Annotated in this window: 18 protein-coding genes; 15 read left to right on the top strand and 3 right to left on the bottom strand. The window is 41.8% G+C overall.

Translation table 11 applies throughout. The features are described from left to right. Positions 1–20: 20 nt before the first annotated feature. Positions 21–788: a type I methionyl aminopeptidase gene (gene map, locus H0U71_02165; GenBank protein MBA2653855.1), complete on the bottom strand. Its 768-nt coding sequence runs from the start codon at positions 786–788 to the stop codon at positions 21–23. A gap of 359 nt (positions 789–1,147) precedes the next feature. Between map and rpsB the strand changes: the two genes are divergently transcribed. The 13 genes from rpsB to H0U71_02230 all read left to right on the top strand — a co-directional run bounded on the left by rpsB (position 1,148) and on the right by H0U71_02230 (position 13,778). After that, positions 1,148–2,098 carry a 30S ribosomal protein S2 gene (gene rpsB, locus H0U71_02170; GenBank protein MBA2653856.1) on the top strand — a complete coding sequence of 317 codons (951 nt, stop codon included), beginning with the start codon at positions 1,148–1,150 and terminating at the stop codon, positions 2,096–2,098. A gap of 135 nt (positions 2,099–2,233) precedes the next feature. Then, positions 2,234–3,115 (top strand): elongation factor Ts, encoded by an 882-nt coding sequence (locus H0U71_02175; GenBank protein MBA2653857.1) that lies wholly within the window; start codon positions 2,234–2,236, stop codon positions 3,113–3,115. Then, positions 3,115–3,852 (top strand): UMP kinase, encoded by a 738-nt coding sequence (gene pyrH / locus H0U71_02180; GenBank protein ID MBA2653858.1) that lies wholly within the window; start codon positions 3,115–3,117, stop codon positions 3,850–3,852. Before H0U71_02175 ends, pyrH begins: the two co-directional genes overlap by 1 nt. Beyond that, positions 3,845–4,402: a ribosome recycling factor gene (gene frr / locus H0U71_02185; protein MBA2653859.1), complete on the top strand. Its 558-nt coding sequence runs from the start codon at positions 3,845–3,847 to the stop codon at positions 4,400–4,402. The genes pyrH and frr overlap by 8 nt, the downstream gene beginning before the upstream one ends. A gap of 36 nt (positions 4,403–4,438) precedes the next feature. Next, positions 4,439–5,173, top strand: coding sequence for an isoprenyl transferase (locus tag H0U71_02190; protein MBA2653860.1), 735 nt, complete (start codon positions 4,439–4,441; stop codon positions 5,171–5,173). After that, positions 5,166–5,966: a phosphatidate cytidylyltransferase gene (locus H0U71_02195; GenBank protein MBA2653861.1), complete on the top strand. Its 801-nt coding sequence runs from the start codon at positions 5,166–5,168 to the stop codon at positions 5,964–5,966. The genes H0U71_02190 and H0U71_02195 overlap by 8 nt, the downstream gene beginning before the upstream one ends. A gap of 12 nt (positions 5,967–5,978) precedes the next feature. Further along, on the top strand, positions 5,979–7,169 hold the full coding sequence (locus H0U71_02200) for a 1-deoxy-D-xylulose-5-phosphate reductoisomerase (GenBank protein ID MBA2653862.1): 1,191 nt from the start codon (positions 5,979–5,981) through the stop codon (positions 7,167–7,169). Positions 7,170–7,557: 388 nt separating this feature from the next. Next, complete coding sequence (bamA, locus tag H0U71_02205; GenBank protein MBA2653863.1) at positions 7,558–9,834, top strand: outer membrane protein assembly factor BamA; 2,277 nt, start codon at positions 7,558–7,560, stop codon at positions 9,832–9,834. Positions 9,835–9,858: 24 nt separating this feature from the next. Continuing rightward, on the top strand, positions 9,859–10,410 hold the full coding sequence (locus H0U71_02210) for an OmpH family outer membrane protein (protein ID MBA2653864.1): 552 nt from the start codon (positions 9,859–9,861) through the stop codon (positions 10,408–10,410). Between the two features lie 56 nt (positions 10,411–10,466). After that, entirely contained in the window at positions 10,467–11,516 is a 1,050-nt protein-coding gene (gene lpxD / locus H0U71_02215; protein MBA2653865.1) for a UDP-3-O-(3-hydroxymyristoyl)glucosamine N-acyltransferase, read from the top strand. Next, the gene (gene fabZ, locus H0U71_02220) at positions 11,509–11,952 is read left to right on the top strand and encodes a 3-hydroxyacyl-ACP dehydratase FabZ (GenBank protein ID MBA2653866.1); all 444 of its coding nucleotides are present in this window, start codon (positions 11,509–11,511) and stop codon (positions 11,950–11,952) included. Before lpxD ends, fabZ begins: the two co-directional genes overlap by 8 nt. Further along, complete coding sequence (gene lpxA / locus H0U71_02225) at positions 11,949–12,716, top strand: acyl-ACP--UDP-N-acetylglucosamine O-acyltransferase (GenBank protein MBA2653867.1); 768 nt, start codon at positions 11,949–11,951, stop codon at positions 12,714–12,716. The genes fabZ and lpxA overlap by 4 nt, the downstream gene beginning before the upstream one ends. A 165-nt stretch (positions 12,717–12,881) precedes the next feature. Then, positions 12,882–13,778 (top strand): EamA family transporter, encoded by an 897-nt coding sequence (locus H0U71_02230; GenBank protein MBA2653868.1) that lies wholly within the window; start codon positions 12,882–12,884, stop codon positions 13,776–13,778. Between the two features lie 6 nt (positions 13,779–13,784). On the opposite strand, the gene lpxB is transcribed toward H0U71_02230, so the two are convergent. Both lpxB and H0U71_02240 read right to left on the bottom strand, forming a co-directional pair. Beyond that, a complete protein-coding gene (lpxB, locus tag H0U71_02235; GenBank protein ID MBA2653869.1) occupies positions 13,785–14,930 on the bottom strand; it encodes a lipid-A-disaccharide synthase in 1,146 nt (381 codons plus the stop codon). Further along, complete coding sequence (locus H0U71_02240; protein ID MBA2653870.1) at positions 14,923–15,915, bottom strand: Gfo/Idh/MocA family oxidoreductase; 993 nt, start codon at positions 15,913–15,915, stop codon at positions 14,923–14,925. Before H0U71_02240 ends, lpxB begins: the two co-directional genes overlap by 8 nt. A 166-nt stretch (positions 15,916–16,081) precedes the next feature. Here H0U71_02240 and rnhB point away from each other — a divergent pair, with 166 nt between their 5' ends. Together rnhB and dnaE are read left to right on the top strand one after the other, a co-directional pair. After that, positions 16,082–16,681: a ribonuclease HII gene (rnhB, locus tag H0U71_02245; GenBank protein ID MBA2653871.1), complete on the top strand. Its 600-nt coding sequence runs from the start codon at positions 16,082–16,084 to the stop codon at positions 16,679–16,681. 6 nt (positions 16,682–16,687) lie between these two features. Beyond that, complete coding sequence (gene dnaE, locus H0U71_02250) at positions 16,688–20,137, top strand: DNA polymerase III subunit alpha (GenBank protein MBA2653872.1); 3,450 nt, start codon at positions 16,688–16,690, stop codon at positions 20,135–20,137. Positions 20,138–20,142 lie beyond the last annotated feature (5 nt).

The raw sequence follows: 20,142 nt of genomic DNA on the forward strand, positions 1-20,142 counted from the left end.
CTGAATAGTTACAGGGGAAGTTAAATTATTTCGCCTTGACGGAGGGTTAAAACATCATAGCCCTCATTTGTCACGAGAATGGTATGTTCCCACTGAGCCGACAGTTTTCGATCCTTGGTAATCACGGTCCAGCCATCGGGTAATAATTTGATGTGGCGTCCCCCCGCGTTGATCATAGGTTCGATGGTGAAAGTCATACCAGGCTGTAAGGTTATGCCTGTGCCCGCCTTCCCGTAATGAAGCACTTGAGGATCTTCATGAAAGGCTGCGCCTATACCATGGCCACAATATTCTCTTACTACTGAAAAGCGCTGTGATTCAGCATGTTTTTGGATGGCGGCTCCAATATCACCGAGACGAATTCCGGGTTTAACCATGCGGATGCCCAGATAAAGACACTCTTGGGTGATATTCACCAGCCGTTTAGAGAGGATAGAGGGCTGGCCCACAAAGAACATTTGGCTGGTATCGCCAAAATAATCGTCTTTAATTACCGCAACATCGACATTTATGATATCACCATCTTTGAGTTTTTTGTCGCCGGGAATGCCATGACAAACCACATGGTTTACAGAGGTGCAGACCGACTTTGGAAAACCATTGTAATTAAGCGCAGCCGGTATAGCCTGCTGGTGATTCACTATATGGTCATGACAAATGGCATCTAATTCACCCGTTGTCATCCCGGCCTGCACGTGGGGTGCAATAATTTCGAGCACTTCAGCGGCTAAACGGCCAGCGGTTCGCATTTTAGTGATTTCTTCTGAGGATTTGATGCTAATAGTCATAATTCATCCGGCTAACATTGTTGTAGTTATTATTGTTGATTTTTCTTTAATTATCTAGACTTACCTGTGTTTTACCTCTGAGGTAGTCATCCGCCATCATCCCGCGACTTGATAGCGGGGTCCAGCATCCGATGTGAGTTCCGCGATCAAGTCGCGGGAGTTCATTTAGTGAGTTGGGTGGACATTATTTACTGTAATGTGGTATAAACGGCCCAGCGCAATTGTGCGTCAATTTATTTAATTTTTAATTCACACACATATCGTCACATGGTTTTGGGTGCTCCTAAGGATTGGGGGTTAAACTATGGGATATGTGGAGGCAAAACCCAGGAGTTAAACCTATGAGCAATACTATTTCTATGCGTCAGATGCTTGAAGCTGGCGTGCATTTTGGACATCGAAAAAGAGATTGGAACCCTAAGATGTCTGAATTTATCTTCGGTATTCACTACCAAGTGCATATCATTAATTTAGAATTAACCTTACCCTTATTCCGAGATGCCCTCAATTTCGTTTCACATTTAGCGGCTAAAAAAGGCAAGATTATGTTCGTGGGAACAAAGCAAGCTGCCGGAGAAATCATCAAAGAAGAAGCAACGCGTTGTGGCATGCCTTATGTCAACCATCGTTGGCTTGGTGGAATGTTGACGAACTATAAAACCATTCGTCAGTCAATTAAACGCTTAAAAGATCTGGAAGCTACTTTTGAAAGTGGTGGTTTTGAAGGCCTCACCAAGAAAGAAAAATTGAACTTAACGCGTGAAAAAGAAAAATTAGACAGAAGCTTGGGCGGTATTAAAGATATGGGCACCTTACCAGATGCCTTATTTATTATTGATGTGGGCCACGAAAAAATTGCTATTGACGAAGCGGTGAAGCTGGGTATTCCAGTAATCGGTATTGTTGATACCAATAACAGTCCAGAACGCATCGATTACCTTATCCCTGGAAATGATGACTCTATTCGTGCAATTCAGCTTTATACTCAATCAATTGCTGATGTCATTTTAGAAGCTCGTTCATCACATGCTATCGAAGAGATGGATAAAGGTGAACCTGAGGGTGAAAAAGCGAAGACGGATGAAAAAGGCAAACGAAAAGTTGTCACTAAAAAAGCACCTCCACCTGTTGTTAAGAAAGCAAAAGAAGATAATGAAAATTTAGAAGCGGACTCTGACAACCAATCGAAACCCAAAAAAGTAGCTTCTCCTAAAGCAAGCGATAAAAAACCTGCTGATAAAAGAGAGCCAAAATCTAATGTCTCTGAATCTTCTGAAGCAGAGAGATCAGGTGCGGCTGTAGAGGAGTAATTTGATTAGTTGTTACCTTAAATTGCAGTGTACATAGCATAGGAATTGCTTCATTTCTGTAATGTGTATCAGTTGCAAAGTACAACAAAATATCGGGGGCTATGAGCCCCCTTTCTACAACAATGAGAGGTTATAATGATAGTTTCTGCAGATCAGGTTAAATTACTTAGAGAACGTTCAGGTTCCGGAATGATGGAATGCAAAAAAGCGTTGGTTGAAGCCAATGGCGATATCGATACAGCCTTTGAATATCTACGCAAAAAAGGCAGCGCCCAAGCCGATAAAAAAGCCAGTAATATTGCAGCTGAAGGTCGCATGATTATTAAAATATCCCCTGATTATAAACATGCAGCTATGGTAGAAATTAATTCACAAACCGACTTTGTTGCTAAAGATGATAGCTTTAAAGAATTTGCAGAAGGGGTAGCGATGTGCGCTCTGGCAGCCGGTGTTTCCGATGTAAGCGCTATTGCAGAACTGAAGTTTAATGACTCTGAAACAATTGAAGAAAAACGCCGTTCATTAGTGGGCAGATTAGGTGAGAATATTCAAATCCGCCGCGCCCATATCATGCATTCTGAGGGAACTATTGGATCTTACTTACACAGCGACAGAATCGGAGTGTTAGTCCAGTTGTCTACCGATAATAAGGAATTGGGTAAAGATTTAGCCATGCACATTGCGGCGAGTTGTCCGCGCGCTATCTCCCCCAGTGATATTCCTCAATCTGTTATCGAAAAAGAACGCGAAATTTTTACCGCTCAAGCACAAGCTAGCGGCAAGCCTAACGATATCATTGAAAAAATGGTAGAAGGTCGGATTAAGAAATTTACCAGTGAAGAATGTTTACTAGGCCAGCCCTTTGTGAAGGATCCTTCGCGCACTATTGATGCACTGTTAACCAGTGAAAATGCAAAAGTTCTTTCATTCGTACGTTTTGAAGTAGGTGAAGGGATAGAGAAAAAAGTTGAAAACTTTGCCGATGAAGTTATGGCTCAAGTGCGTGGGAGCAAATAATGCCGAATAGTCAGCCACTCTATCGGAGGATCTTACTCAAGTTAAGTGGTGAAGCCCTCATGGGTAAGAGCGACTTTGGTATTGATCCCACCGTATTAGATCGTCTAGCGAATGAAGTGTCTGAAGTAGTCCAGTTAGGAGTACAAGTGGGCTTAGTCATTGGAGGTGGCAATCTATTTCGAGGAGCTGCGCTAACTAAATCCGGCTTAGGACGAGTTTCTGCTGACTATATGGGCATGCTTGGCACATTGATGAATTCATTAGCATTGAGAGATGCTTTTGAAAGAGCAAATCTGCCTACGCGTATTTTATCAGCTATTCCTATGAGTGGTATTGTAGATCACTACGATAGAAGGAAGGCGATTCATCATTTGCAAAAAGGCCGCGTAGTCATTTTTGCCGGAGGCACGGGAAACCCATTAGTGACGACAGATTCTGCAGCAAGCCTACGCGGTATTGAAATTGAGGCAGATATTTTATTGAAAGCCACCAATGTAGATGGTGTTTACACTGCCGACCCTGCTAAAGATAAGACGGCTACACGTTACTCACATTTAACGTACAAAGAAGTCTTAGAGAAAGAATTAGCGGTGATGGATTTGGCAGCATTTTGCCAGTGTCGGGATCATGATTTACCCGTCCGAGTTTTTGATATTCGTCAAGAAGGATCCTTAATGAATGTGATAATGGGAGAAGGAGAAGGAACACTGGTTGATAGAGGAGATAAACATGATTAATGAAGTCACCCAAGATGCTGATAAGAGAATGGCAAAGAGTATTGATGCTCTGAAACATGATTTAACTAAATTACGCACCGGTCGGGCTCACCCAAGTTTATTAGAACACATAAAAGTTTCTTATTATGGTTCGGAAACGCCCTTAAGTCAGGTGGCTAATATTGCAATTGAAAATTCTAGAACACTTGCGGTTACTACCTGGGAAAAAGACATGATCGGGGTGGTTGAAAAAGCGATACGGACGTCTGACTTAGGGCTCAATCCCGCGACAGCTGGAACAGTAATCCGAGTTCCTCTGCCTCCTTTAAATGAAGAAAGACGCCGCGATCTCGTAAAAGTCATCAGAGAGCTTGCAGAAGAAGCAAGGGTTGCAATACGCAATATTAGACGCGATGCGAATCAAATGTTAAAAGATCTCCTTAAAGAAAAAGCAATTACCGAAGACGATGAACGCAGAGGCGAAGTTCTTATTCAAAAAATCACTGACAAGCATGTGGGTGATATAGATAAGATTATTGCATCGAAAGAAGCTGATCTGATGGCTATCTAATGGCCAAACCCCCTTCAACTGACAGAGACGAAACGAATGAATAAATTGCCAAAACATGTGGCAATTGTAATGGATGGTAATGGTCGTTGGGCACAAAAAAAGTGTTTACCGCGCGTTGCTGGGCATGAAGCAGGTGCTGAATCTGTTAAACAAATTGTGAAAACCTGTTCTGAAAAAGAGATTGGGATTCTAACGCTTTTTGCTTTCAGTAGTGAAAATTGGCGACGCCCTCCGGAAGAAGTCGAACATCTAATGAATCTTTTTTTGCAGACACTGCGCCAAGAAACTGAAAATTTACACAAAAATAATATACGCCTTCGCGTTATTGGCGACTGTAAGCGTTTCAATGATGAGCTGCGAGAACAAATTCATATTTCTCAAACCATGACCGAACAGAATACGGGCTTAACCTTGGTGATTGCCGCCAATTACAGTGGCCGCTGGGATATCGTTAATGCCACTCATTCCATTGCAAAAGAAGTGGTGGAAGGTAAGATTCAATTACAAGACATTACGCCTGAGCTTTTTCAAAACTATGTTTGTTTGAATAATTTGCCGGAACCCGATCTTTTTATCCGCACCAGTGGCGAACAAAGAATAAGTAATTTTATGCTCTGGCAATTTGCCTACACCGAGCTCTATTTTAGTGATGTTCTTTGGCCGGACTTCAAAGAAAAAGAATTTCAAGATGCACTAAATTTTTATGCCTCCCGGGAACGCCGATTTGGTCTTATAAGCGAACAGCTATCAAAGGAACTCTTAGATGCTTAAACCTAGAATTTTTACAGCATTAATTTTGATTCCGATTGTTATTGCTGCCGTATTTTTCATGCCGCCGTTAACTTTTTTTTCATTAGCCTTATTGGTTATTTTATTAGCGGGTTGGGAATGGTCCATCCTGGCAGAACTCCCTAACTTGACTTTGAGAATCGGCTTTCTTGTATTGTTAGCGGCCGTCTTAGTGCTCTCGGTGTTCGTGCCACTCTATGTCATTATTTCACTCGCGGTTGTATGGTGGCTAATTGCCATTACGCTTCTGGCGATTTACCCTCGAGGCAAGGAACGGTGGGGCAACAGTATATGGATTCGTAGTCTCATAGGTTTTTTAGTTTTGACACCCTGTTGGGTTGGACTCATTATTCTACAAGGTTTTAGTCCTATAGTTTTGATGTATTGCCTGATCTTAATTTGGGGCGCTGATACTGCAGCTTACTTCGCCGGAAAAAAATGGGGGCAGCATAAACTGGCCCCGGCTATCAGTCCTGGAAAAACCTACGAAGGTTTTATTGGGGGCTTGATCGCCGCTGCAGTTATTGCAGGAGTTGGCTTTTGGGTTTTACGCATTCCTTCTGATCGGGGATTATTATTTTTCATTGTGAGTGTGATCGGCGGTGGACTGATTAGTGTGATCGGCGATTTATTTGAGAGCATGATGAAGCGTCAATCCCATATTAAGGATAGTGGTTCGATATTACCAGGCCATGGAGGGTTATTAGATAGAATCGATAGCATGACCACCGCAATTCCTTTTTTTGCTTTATTTTTTCCTTATCTTTTTAATTAAGCGTGCCAGGGTCTGAAATTGAATAAACGTATTACTATATTAGGCTCCACGGGTTCCATCGGTAAAAGCACATTAAATCTCTTAGGAGTTCATCCTGATAAGTTTGAAGTATTCGCTTTAACCGCCAAATCAAAAATCGACGTGCTATCGACACAATGTCAACAGTTCAATCCTAATTTCGCCGTGGTCGAGTCTGAGTATCATGCCAACCAACTGCAGCAAAAACTTGCGGGTGCCAAACTAAGAACGAAGATTTTACACGGCGCTGCAGCTTTACAGGAGGTCGCTTCGGCAGCAGAAGTAGATTATGTTATGGCGAGTATTGTAGGTGCCGCAGGCTTGCTACCGACCTTAGCTGCCGCAAGAGCAGGCAAACGTATTCTATTGGCGAATAAAGAAGCGCTAGTGATGTCGGGCGCATTATTTATGAAAACGATCGCTGAATTTGGTGCGGAATTACTGCCGGTAGATAGTGAACATAATGCCCTTTTTCAGTGCATGCCTCCTGGTTATAAAACAGGGGACACAGCAGCCAATGTCGATAAAATCGTGTTGACGGCTTCTGGAGGACCTTTTCGGTCGTTGCCCCTTGAAAAATTTGGCAGTATCACTCCTGAGCAAGCAATTGCGCATCCCAATTGGAGTATGGGCGCAAAAATTTCCGTTGATTCTGCAACCATGATGAATAAAGGATGTGAAGTCATTGAAGCTTTTTGGCTGTTTAATCTGAAAATGGCTCAGATAGACGTCATTATTCATCCTCAAAGTATTATCCATTCCATGGTTTGTTATAAAGATGGGTCCATGTTAGCGCAGCTGGGATCGCCTGATATGCAAATTCCTATTGCGGCTACGCTTGCTTGGCCAGACAGAATAAATGCTCCCGTCAAAAAATTAGATCTGGTAGACATTGGCAAATTGACGTTTGAGTCTGTTGACGCTACGCGCTTCCCTGCGCTCGGTCTTGCCTACGCAGCCATCCAGGCGGGTGGCACAGCGAGTACCGTCTTGAATGCGGCTAACGAAGTCGCTGTTGAGGCATTCTTAGCCAGGCGTCTCACGTTTAGCGCAATTGTGCCGCTGGTTAATGAGGTTTTAGAAAGAACGAATATTGAACCTGCTAGTAGTTATGATGTTATCCTAGAGGCTGACCGCAGGGCACGAGAATTGGCGAATGAAAATATGAGTGCGATGACTGATTAGCCCCTAGGACCCGGATTTCGCTTCGCTTCATTCAGGCTACAATTATCAAGTAGCCTTGATGCAGCGAAGCGAAATCAAGGAAACCTCTCCATCGTCCGCGGGCTAGGAACAAAGTTGCCTCCCCGCTTTCCATACTTAATAATTTGCTTGTGGGGTAACCTGTTGTATACTAGCGCCACTTTTTTGGAAGTTATAATTACATTCAGGATGTAGGTGAAGATATTTTTAACTTTAAAAATATCTAGAGGTGTTAGGGAAAATTTGTATAAAACACACCAATCGCGTATAGCAAATACTCATTAATCACATAATTATTTTCATGTATAGATTTGTATGTGGGTGCGATGTTTTGCGAACGAGCGGTGAATATTACCGATGGGTATAGATTATGGATAAAATAAAAAAAATTACCTTAGTTGGTGTAATTTCTCTCGCCTTGGGTTATTCAACCGTTGCCTCTTCCTTTATTGTCAAAAAAATCCGTGTTCAGGGTCTACAAAGAATACCCTCTAGTACTGTTATTACCTACTTGCCTGTCAAGGAAGGTCAAGATCTCGATCCTGCTAAAACCTCGGATATCATCCGAGCCCTTTATCGCACAGGATTTTTTAGTGACGTTAATGTCGGTCGGCAAGGCGACGATTTAGTGATCCAAGTAGTTGAACGCCCCGTGATTGGCGCCATTCGTATTTCAGGCAACAAAGAAATTAAAACGCCAGATCTTACCAACGCGCTTAAGAAAGCCGGGATTGCAGAAGGCTTACCTTTCGATAATTCCGTTCTAGATGCCATGAAAAGAGCTATGGAGCAGCAATATAATTCACAAGGACGCTATGCTGCCGCAGTTAATACTACCGTTACTAATGAAAGTCAAAATCGAGTTTCAGTTAAATTAGAAATAGTTGAAGGCAAAGTTTCCAAAATTAAAGAAATACATATAACGGGAAACAAAGCATTTACCGAGAGCAAGCTGCTACGGCAATTTCAGTCAGGTAAAACCCATCCTTGGTCATTTTTTACTAGCAGTGATCAATATGTGAAAGAAAAATTAGACGCAGATTTAGATGTCCTTAAAGCGTTTTATATGGATCGCGGTTATCTAAAGATTAAAATCGTTTCTTCAAATACGCGCATGAGCCCTGATAAAAAGAAGGTATTTGTCGATGTTGTCATCGAGGAAGGCCCTGTTTTCAAAGTCAGAGGGGTTGAGCTCACCGGTGAATTTTTTGGACAAAAAGCACTTTTGCAACAATTAGTGACCGTCAAGCCAGGCAAAATCTTTTCGCGCAAAGAAGTCGTCGATGTAAGAGAACATTTGGATAAGTTTCTTTCGAATGAAGGCTATGCTTTAGCGCAAGTAGATTTAATTCCCGATGTTGATGAGGCCAATAATACTGTTTTCATTACCTACAATATCAATCCTGGAAAACGTGTGTATGTGCGACGTATCAATTTTGCCGGCAATGTCAAAACGACAGATGAAGTGTTGCGACGAGAACTTCGCCAGATGGAAGGAGCTATGTATTCAACGTATAACGTTGAAGAATCTAAACGACGTCTCTCAAACTTAGGTTATTTGCAGAATATTCAAATTCGGGCCATCCCCATTCCAGAAAATCCTAATTCTGTTGATTTAGAGTACCAGGTTACCGAGAGTTCCTCTGCGACGGCTAATTTTCAAGTCGGGTTTTCTGATTCGTATGGTCTTTTATATGGCGCAAATTTAAATCAAACCAACTTTTTGGGGACTGGAAGACGGGTTTCCGCGAATTTTCAAGCCAACGATGCTTCAACAAGCATCAGTTTAACCTATTACAACCCTTATTATACTATGAGTGGCATCGGCCGTGGTTTCACCATTTACACTCAATTTGCTGATCCAGGCAAGGTAGGTATTACCCCATTTAGAATGGATACCTATGGGGCGGCAGTGAATTATGATGTTCCCATCGCTGAGTTCAGCCGTCTCAATTTTGCTTTTGGTTATGACAGCATCCGCCTATACATCAACAGCGGTGCTTCTTATGAAGTTAAACGGTTTATAGCAGAACATGGCGATAATTTTGATCAGTTCAAAGCCACGTTAGGTTGGAGTAGGAGCACTTATGACAGCGCCGTATTTCCTGTTTGTGGTTGGAAGCAATTCTTTGGGGTTGAGTTAGGATTACCGTTTGCACGCAACAGTTTAGATTATTATAAGATTAGTTATTCCACGGCTTACTACCATCCTATTGTGGGACATTTTCTTTTCCATGCGCGTGCGCAGCTAGGTTATGGTAATGGTTTTGGGAATACGGGTGAGTTGCCATTCTTCAAGAACTACTATGCGGGTGGTATCGATTCTGTCAGAGGTTTTGATGATAATACGCTGGGGCCTCGTGATTCTAATATTCAGCCGATTGGAGGTAATGTCTTAACAACAGGTTCTATTGCCTTAATTTACCCGAATCCCTTCCCAGATCAGCTACGAACATCATTATTTGTTGACGCAGGTAATGTTTTTCATAATGATATGGACTTGGGTGGAATTAGAACCGCAGCTGGTCTTCAATTCGAATGGATTTCGCCAATGGGACCAATACACTTTAGTTTTGCTAAGCCATTGAACAAAGGTAGATTCGATGAACCCAAACTGTTCCAATTTTCATTGGGTGCAAGTTTTTAATTGATTGAATTACAGGAGAAGAGAATGAAAAAATTGAGTTATTTGGTTGCCTCATTAGCATTAATTACAGCCAGCTTTTCAGCGTTTGCTGCGGTAACTCCGCAAAACTCTGTAGCGGTGACGAATGCTTCTGCGCCAGCTTCCAAAGTAGGTGTGCTGGATATGCGTCAAGTTATGGAGAAATCTGTACAAATTGCACAAATTCGTGAAAAGTTACAAAAAGATTTCAAACCAAAACAAGACAAATTACTCTCAGCTCAAAACACTTTGAAGAGTGACAGTGAAAGATTGCGTCGTGATAATGCAATTATGAACAATAATGATCGTAAGCAATTAGAGCAAAAACTCATTACTGGTCAGCAAGAATTACAACGTATGCAAGCTAACTTTCAACAAGAATTAATGGCTGCTCAAAACAAAGAACTGAAAGGTTTCTTAGACAACGTTAAAAATATTGTTGAAAAAACAGCAAAAAATGAAAATCTAAGTCTTGTTATTACTAAAGATACAGTCGCTTTTGTTAATCCAGATCTAGATATTACGAACAAAGTGATACAGCAATTACCTCATAAATAATCTCGAGCCATCCAAGCAGTACCTTACTGCTTGGATGCTGTCTTACGGAATCCGCAATGCAAAAAATTACTTATACATTAGCACAAATTGCTGAGCTCACAGGGGCAACGCTAGAGGGTAATGCCGACTGCACCATTCAGGGCATTGCTTCTTTAGAAAAAGCGATTCCAGGCCAGATAAGTTTTTTAGTGAATTCACGTTACCAATTGGTTGCAAGTGGTCGCTATGAAAAATTTTTGCCCACGACTAAAGCCTCTGCTGTCTTATTGTCACCCCTGCATGCAGAAGACTGCCCTGTAGATAAACTTATTATTGATGACCCTTATCAAGGGTATTTAAAACTCGCTGCTTTATTTGCTATCAAGGCGTCACCAAAGCCCGGAATCCATAAAACTGCGATAATTGGCACAGACTCTAAAATTGCTGCATCCGTTAGTATTGGTGCCAATTGTGTTATTGGCAATCACTGCGAAATTGGAGAAGGCACTGTTATTGGGCCTAATACCATCATTGGTGATTACACTACGATTGGCATGAATGGCGATATCGAGGCTAATGTTACCCTTTATGACCAAGTGAATATTGGCGATCGCTGTATGATTCAATCGGGCGCTATCATTGGCAGCGAAGGTTTTGGAATGATACGGGATAGCGAGGGATGGAAGAAAATTCCTCACCTCGGGGGCGTGCTAATTGGTCATAATGTGGAAATTGGGGCAAACACTACCATCGCGCGTGGAGCGATTGATGATACGGTTCTTGAAGACGGCGTAAAGCTAGATAACTTGATTCAGGTCGCACACGGGGTGGTCATCGGTAAAAATACAGTAATAGCTGGATGTGTTGGAATTGCAGGAAGCGCACGCATAGGTAGAAATTGCATGATAGGAGGAATGACGGGGATTAGCGATAATATCGTTATTGGCGATAATGTTATTTTTACAGGAATGAGCCAAGTTACCAAATCAATCACCAAGCCAGGCATTTATTCTTCTGGCACAAGTATATTACCTCAAAAAGCATGGCATAAAAATATCGCCCGTCTACATAACCTAGACGACATTGCAAGGAAGTTGAGAAAATTGGAGAAAGAAACAAATGAATAATCTCAGCGCCCACGAAATAAAGAATTATCTGCCACACCGGTATCCTTTCTTATTGATAGATCGTGTAGTCGAAAGCACTGACACTACCTTGGTCGCTATTAAAAATGTAACAGTGAACGAACCTTTTTTTATGGGACATTTTCCTCAAAAACCGGTCATGCCGGGGGTGTTAATTATTGAAGCGTTAGCACAGGCTTCAGGCATGTTAATTTTCAAAACAGTACAACGTTTATTGGATAAAGATTTTTGGTTTTATCTGGCAGGAATCGATAATGCCCGTTTTAAAAAAATAGTAGAGCCTGGCGATCAGTTACGTCTGGAAGTAGAACTGTTAAAAGTTAAAAGGGATATTTGGAAATTCAAAGGCACAGCAACAGTTGATGGCCATATCGCCTGTTCAGCTGAAATCATTAATGCAAGAGGTACATTAGCGTGATAGATGAGCGAGCAATTATTGATCCGAGTGCGAAGGTCGAAGCAGGCGTTACAGTTGGGCCATGGAGTATCGTGGGACCCAACGTTGAAATTGGAGCAGGTACAACAATTGGCCCCCATGTTGTCATCAAAAGTTCCACTCGTATTGGTCGTAATAATAAAATTTATCAATATGCATCCATAGGGGAAGACCCTCAACATGCGGATTATCAAGACGAAGAAACGTTTCTTCATATTGGTGATAACAATGTCATTAGAGAGTTTTGCACTTTCAATAGAGGAACAGCCAAGGGAGGTGGTGTCACCTCCGTAGGTGATAATAATTTCTTCATGTCGTATGTGCATGTGGCACATGATTGCAAAGTAGCTAATCATACTATCTTTGTGAATAATGCCTCGATTGGCGGTCATGTTATCGTCGAGAATCATGCTTATATTGGTGCATTTGTAGGTATCCATCAATTTTGTAGCATTGGGGCGCATAGTTTTCTCACCGCCACCATGATTGGCAAAGACGTTCCGCCTTACGTCATGGTCACCGGAAATACAGCGGAAGTTTGTGGTTTAAATATGGTGGGGTTAAAACGTCGCGGCTTTAATTCAGAAACCATTACCATGCTCAGACGCGCTTATAATATTCTTTTTCGCCAGGGCTTAAACGTTAAACAAGCCCTATCTGAATTAGAAAAAATGGTATTAGATTGTCCGGAAGTGCAGTTATTCATTGATGCGATTAATAATTCTAGTCGTGGGTTGGTGCGTTAAATCTAAGTGCTCGTTCTGTGACTTTGGGTGAGATGTGGGATGGATCACTCTAGGTCGCAGGGCGGGTTTGGGTTTCCTTGATTTCGCTTTGCTGCATCAAGGCTACTTTGTTTTATAATCGTGGCCTGGTTACAATTAAATTCATTTACTATATGTTGAAATGTCATGCCTATCTCTCATCTTTTTCTCGTGTTACTTGTGGTTGTCATCTGGGGACTAAATTTTATTTTTATAAAGCTGGGGCTTGAAGAAATTCCGCCACTGCTGCTTTGCGCTGTGCGGTTTTTATTAGCGAGTATTCCCGCTATTTTTTTCATCAAACTTCCAAAAGCTCCTTTCCGAACAGTGGCCTTATATGGCTTGGTGATGTTTGCTCTGCAATTTGCATTCGTCTTTACCGGAATGCATGTGGGTATGACACCCGGCATGGCATCCATAATCATACAAGTCCAGGTGTTTTTCAGTATCATCTTCGCGGCGATTGTCCTCGGCGAAAAACCGAGTTCGTGGCAAATAATGGGCGCTTTAGTTTCCTTCACCGGCATTGCTTTAGTGGCATTACATTTTGAAAAAAATATTTCGTTATTAGGCTTTCTCTTTATCTTAGCGGCGGCGGCAACTTTTGGTCTGGGCAATCTGATTACTCGAAAAACCAAAAATATTAATATGATTTCTTTAGTAGTATGGGGAAGTTTTGTAGCCTGTATTCCAATGATTCTACTCTCTTTAATTATTGAAGGTCCCGCTGCGATGGTGCAGTCGTATCATCACGTAACGTGGGTGGGTATCAGTGCTGTGATGTATATTGTATGCGCCTCTACGTGGGTGGGTTATGGTGTGTGGAATTGGCTGCTTAGTCGTCACTCTATAGGAGCTATAGCGCCATTTACGCTCTTAGTGCCGATAGTGGGTGTGTTAGGTTCAGTTATATTTTTGAATGAATCCATGTACCCTTGGAAGTTCGCTGCAGGTTTATTAGTAGTGGGTGGGCTTATTATAAATTTAGTGGGCTCGCGTTTATTTGAGACGAAATATACTATAAGATCTATCCCCGTAAAATAATGTCGCCTAATTCATCAATTTGAGGATAATATTCGTTAGCGATTCGGTTACATTTTGTTGTTTCAGCTGATGACCCATTTTTTGAAGTTTCATAATCATTTGCAAAGCGTAAGGTTGATCCTCAAGAATTAATTTAACTTCTTTGACGATGTTTCTGGGAGTTGCTTTTGCTTGAAGCAATTCTGTAACAATGCCTTCATTCGCAACAATGTTGCATAAACTGACATAGGGAACTCGAACTAACCATTTTGCTATAGCATAAGAAACTGAGGAACCTTTGTAGAGAACTACCATGGGCTTTGCCAGCATAGCAACTTCAAGGGTGGCGGTCCCCGAGGCCACCACTACCACGTCACAAGTCGCAATCGCATCATAGTGATTTTCTTTTACAATCTTAATTCGAAGCTGCGTTTGGCGTAAAAAAGGCTCAAGATCCTTTTCTGACAAAGTGGGTGCTAAGGGTAATATGAATTCAATATCTGAGACTTCTTTTTTTAAAATTTGCGCTGTCTTTATGATAATAGGAAACAAATTTTTGATTTCGCTATGACGGCTTCCGGGCATTAAACCGATTATCTTTGATTTCTGCTTTAATCCAAAAAATTGTCTGTTTTCCGTAGGGGAGCGTGTGACTTTAATTTCATCCACTAAAGGATGACCTACGAATCTTACTGGAACACTCGCATTTTTATAAATAGCTACCTCAAAGGGAAAGATAACAGCCATCAAATCCACGACTTTTTTGATGAGGTGAATTCGTTTATAACGCCATGCCCAAATTTGGGGACTAATGTAATAAATAATTTTTATGTCAGGATTCGATTTTTTTATAGCTTTAGCGAGACGTAAATTAAACCCAGGATAATCAATTAAAATAACTATTTTGGGCTGTAATTCTAATATTGCCTGCTTAGTTTTTTTGAAGGCGCGGCTTATTTGGTTTAATTTTGATAGGACTTCTGAAAAACCAACTATCCCTAGACCCTTAGCGTCAACGACAATTTTGGCGCCTGCCTTAGCAAGTTGTTGGCTGCCCATCGCGTAAAATTTAATATCAGGCCGTTCTTTGAGGATTTCTTTGACGAGATTAGCGCCATGTAGATCACCTGAAGCTTCACCCGCTACAACAAATAACGTGTCTGAACTAATCATTTAGAATTAAACTTTGCGCCACAAAACCAGCAGCTTCATCTGCAGTGAGTTGATCGGAAACAATTCGAGTAATTTCAACAGCGGTCGCTAATGCTCTTTTGCCATCTTCACCGGTGACTACTGGTTGTGTATTAGTTCGAATAGAATGAAGAAATGCGGAGATTTCATCCAAAAGAGCATCTCCTTGCTCATAAGCCTGTTCTTCACTAATTATTTCTGGAATACCCGGGAACATTTCACTAATACCTTTGCGGTGAATAGCGAGCTTCTTATTATGTAAGTCTAAGGAAATAAAAGCATCATGTTGAAATATACGCAGTTTGCGTTCTACCTTAAAACTTACCCGACTGGCGGTAACATTTGCTACGCAGCCATTTTCAAATTGTAATCTTACATTAGCAATATCAATATGGGAGGATAAAACAGATGCTCCGTTTGCGTGGATATTGATTATGGGTGATCCAACAATACGTTGAATGATATCTATATCATGAATCATTAAATCTAATACTACATTAATATCGGTGCCCCGCGGTTTGAAGGGCGCGAGCCGAATAGATTCAATAAAGCGTGGGTTATCTATCACCGTATCTAATGCAACCAGCACACTATTGAAACGTTCTAAATGCCCAATTTGAAAAACCACTTTCTTTTGATTTGCAATATCGATTAAGCTTTGAGCTTCTACTACGGTTGAAGCAATCGGTTTTTCCAGTAAAACGTGGATACCGTTTTCAAGGAAAAATTTTGCGATAGGGTAGTGAAGGCTGGTGGGAACAGCAATACTCACAGCATCTATTTTATTAATTAGTTTTGTGTAATCGAAAATAGGTTCGACATTATGTCTTCGGGCAATTTCTTTACAGCGATCTTCATGTATATCGCAAACAGCTACTAATTCAGAATTAGGTAGCATGTCGAATTTTTCAGCATGGAATTTGCCTAAATAGCCAACACCAATAACACCGGTTCGAATCTTGTTCATTGAAGCTTCATTACCTCGCGGAGAGTCTATACAATAAAAACTATTGCTAATTTGGCGCAAATGGTCGCACTTTTTTTCTGGGGAATCAATGTTTATAGTGTTTAACCCAGATATGAAGGGCGAGAATGTAGGATAATAAAGACCAAAATTTTAGGGAATAAGGGAATTGAAAAAAATAAAGATAATTGTTGCAGGGGTAGATGAGGCAGGACGAGGTCCATTGGCAGGACCTGTTATGGCGGCTGCCGTTATTTTGGATCCTAAATTCCCTATCAAAGGATTGAACGATTCAAAATTACTTAACGAAAAGCAACGCGAAGAATTATATCATCTGATAACTCAAAATAGTCTTGCCTGGTCTGTGGCCCGGGCCGATGTTGAGGAAATAGATACTATCAATATTTTAAGGGCAAGCTTATTGGCTATGCGCCGTGCAGTGCTTACATTGTCAGTAGCACCGACTCATGTGAAAGTGGATGGCAATATTTGTCCAGAAGTTCCGTGCCCCGTGACGGCGCATGTGGGAGGGGATAGACTTATTGCAGAAATAAGTGCAGCCTCGATTATTGCAAAAGTAACGCGGGATCGAGAGATGGTGGAATACGACAAAGTATACCCGGGTTATGGATTTGCTTCACACAAAGGCTATTCAACCCCAGAACACTTATTTAATTTACGGCGTTTAGGAGCCACCCTTATCCATCGGCGTTCGTTTGCGCCGGTAAGGCAAGTCGAGCAGACTGAGTTACCATTAGAAGAAGTATAATTAAAAATGAAACCTAAATTTGTCCACCTTCATATCCATACCGAATATTCCTTAATTGATGGCTTACCTCGCATTAAGCAATTAATTGCCGCCGTCAAAAATTTAAACATGCCTGCAATTGCAATTACGGATCATTGTAATCTCTTTGGTATGGTTAAATTTTATCGGGCAGCTTTGGAGGCCGGTGTTAAACCTATTATTGGAGTTGATCTGCTTATTCATAATCCAGTCCAACCTCAATCGCCGCACCATTTAGTATTACTCTGTCAAAACGAATGTGGTTATAAAAACCTCACTAAATTAGTTTCTAAAAGCTATTTGGATCAGCAGTATGGCGCAGGAATAATTCATAAATCTTGGCTAGAGGGGCTTTCTGAAGGATTAATAGCGCTTTCCGGTGCTAAAAGGGGCGATATTGGTCAAGCGCTGTTACAAGAAGATGTTGTCTTGGCGACCACTTATCTTGAGTATTGGCAGTCGCTTTTCCCTCAGCGTTTTTATTTAGAACTGCAACGAACAGGGCGTTTGTATGATGAAGAGTACTTACAAGCTGCGATTCTACTTGCTGAAAAACATCACATTCCTGTTGTGGCGACCAATGATGTGCAGTTTATTGCTGCTGAAGATTTTGAAGCCCACGAAGCACGCGTTTGTATTCATGAAGGCAGGGTACTAGAGGATCCTAAAAGACCACGTCTTTATAGCGCAGAGCAGTTTTTGCGTAGCCCTCGTGAAATGTATGATTTATTTAAGGACATTCCCGAGGCAGTCGAAAATACCTGGGTGATTGCCATGAAATGTAATCTGCAACTCGACCTAGGAAGGGTATGTTTACCTAATTTTCCTATTCCCCCCGATATGTCGCTAGATCAATTTTTTATTTTGCGGGCCAAGAAAGGACTAGGGCAAAGATTGCAAAAACTTTTTCCCAAGAAAGCATCGCCTGAAGACGTTGATCGTTACGATAAACGTCTTGAAATGGAGCTACAAGTTATTCAAAAAATGGGCTTCCAGGGATATTTTTTAATCGTGGCCGATTTTATCCAATGGGCAAAAGAGAATCGTATTCCTGTCGGCCCTGGAAGGGGTTCGGGACCCGGTTCACTGGTCGCGTATGCCTTGGGTATTACCGAACTTGATCCACTCACCTTGGATCTGCTATTTGAGCGTTTTCTCAACCCTGAGCGTGCTTCTATGCCTGACTTTGATATCGATTTTTGTATGGAAGGCAGGGATAAAGTTATTGACTATGTTGCCAGTAAATATGGCAAAGAAAGCGTTTCTCAGATCATTACCTATGGTTCTATGGCGGCAAGAGGTGTTGTTAGAGATATTGGTCGAGTATTGGCCCATCCCTACGGGTTTGTCGATAAATTAGCCAAACTTATCCCGTTTGAAATTGGCATGACCTTAAAAAAAGCCCTTGCTCAGGATCAAACATTACATGCTCGATATCATGAAGATGAAGAAGTTAAAATTCTAATTGATTTAGCCATGAAGTTAGAGGGATTGCCGCGCAATCCAGGAAAACACGCGGGAGGGGTTGTCATCGCACCCTCGGTACTCACTGATTTCACCCCCCTTTATTGTGAGGCCGGTGGTGATCATTTGGTAACGCAACTTGATAAAGATGATGTGGAAGCGGTCGGCCTTGTGAAATTCGACTTCTTGGGCCTGCGAACCCTCACTATTATCGATTGGGCTTTACAAACCATTAATGCGCATCGTAATGAACAAGAACTTTTAGAGATCGCTGAAATCCCGATGGATGACGTTAAAGTATTTGAATTACTTTGCGCAGGAAACACCACGGCGGTATTCCAGCTTGAATCAAAGGGCATGAAGGATCTCATTAAACGTCTGCAGCCTCGTTCGTTCGAAGATATTATCCCACTTGTTGCTCTATTCCGCCCTGGACCTTTACAGTCAGGGATGGTGGATGATTTTATTGATCGTCGTCATGGGCGTGCACGCGTTGAATATTCCCATCCTGCTCTAGAAGTCGTCTTAAAACCTACTTACGGTGTTATTCTCTATCAAGAACAAGTGATGCAAATTGCGCAAGTGCTCGCAGGCTATACGTTAGGAAGCGCAGATCTTTTACGGCGGGCGATGGGTAAGAAAAAAGCCGAAGAAATGGCCAAGCAACGTGCAGGCTTTGTTTCGGGGGCTTGTGAAAGAGGGGTCGCTGCGGATACCGCAAATCATATTTTTGATTTGATGGAAAAATTCGCCGGCTATGGATTCAACAAATCTCATTCCGCAGCGTATGCGCTTCTTTCTTATCAAACAGCATGGCTTAAAGCGAATTTTCCAGCTGAATATATGGCTGCAGTGCTTTCAGCGGATATGGATAATACAGACAAAGTTGTTCGCTTGATTGATGATTGTAATAAAATGCGTTTAAAAATCTCTCCGCCGGATATTAATTTAAGTGCATTTCGTTTCACCGTTAACGATCAAGGCGGCATTATCTATGGGTTGGGCGCCATTAAAGGGGTAGGCGAAGCAGCACTTGAAACCTGCTTAAAAAATCGCTCGCAGAACGGTCCATTTACTGACTTATTTGATTTTTGCTATCGCATCGATAGTCGCAAGGTTAACCGACGTGTTCTGGAATCGTTAATTCGTGCGGGTGCTATGGATTGTTTTGAAGTGGGGCGTGCCTCCTTATTACTGACCCTCGATAAAGCCTTGCAACAAGCAGAACAAAAAAATCGCAACGAAGAAGTGGGACAGCATGATTTATTTAACTTGCCGGATTCAAAAACTACTCAGGACATGGTTGATCTCGATTATGTAAAGGTGCGCGAATGGAGTGATGAAGTGAGATTGCTGGGTGAAAAGGAAACTCTCGGACTGTATCTTACTGGGCACCCCATCACCAAATTTGAGCAAGAATTAGCGCAAATTATTACGGCGAAAATTGCAGATTTAAAACCGAATAAGGAGAGGAGCGTTACTATTGCAGGGTTAGTCATCAATACACGCTCGGTGTTCACTAAAAGTGGCAACCGAATGGGGATTGTGACCTTAGATGATCGCAGTGCGCGCATTGAGTTAGTTATTTTTGCTAATTTGTTTGCCGAATGTCGCGACATGTTAGAAAAAGATCAGCTGCTCATCGTGGAGGGGGAAGTCAGTGTCGATGATTATACCGAAAGCTATCGTATTACGGGTCGAAAGGTGATGACCCTTGAAGACGTGCGACGACAAGCGAAAGGCTTAAAAGTGTCTCTAGAAACACTAGGCTGTAATGAGGAAATTTTCAAACAATTGACCCACATCTTAGAGCCCGCTCGGGGTGGCAGTTGTGGTATCTATATTCATTACAAAAATGACCAGGGTAGCGCGCAACTTTCATTAGGAAAAGAGTGGCAGGTGAATGTCAGCCAGAAGTTATTAGATCAGCTTCATGGATTATGTGGAGCAGAGTCGGTGTGCGTGTGTTATTAAAGCCG

This window comes from Gammaproteobacteria bacterium, from assembly GCA_013697705.1.
Taxonomy (GTDB): domain Bacteria; phylum Pseudomonadota; class Gammaproteobacteria; order UBA6002; family UBA6002; genus UBA6002.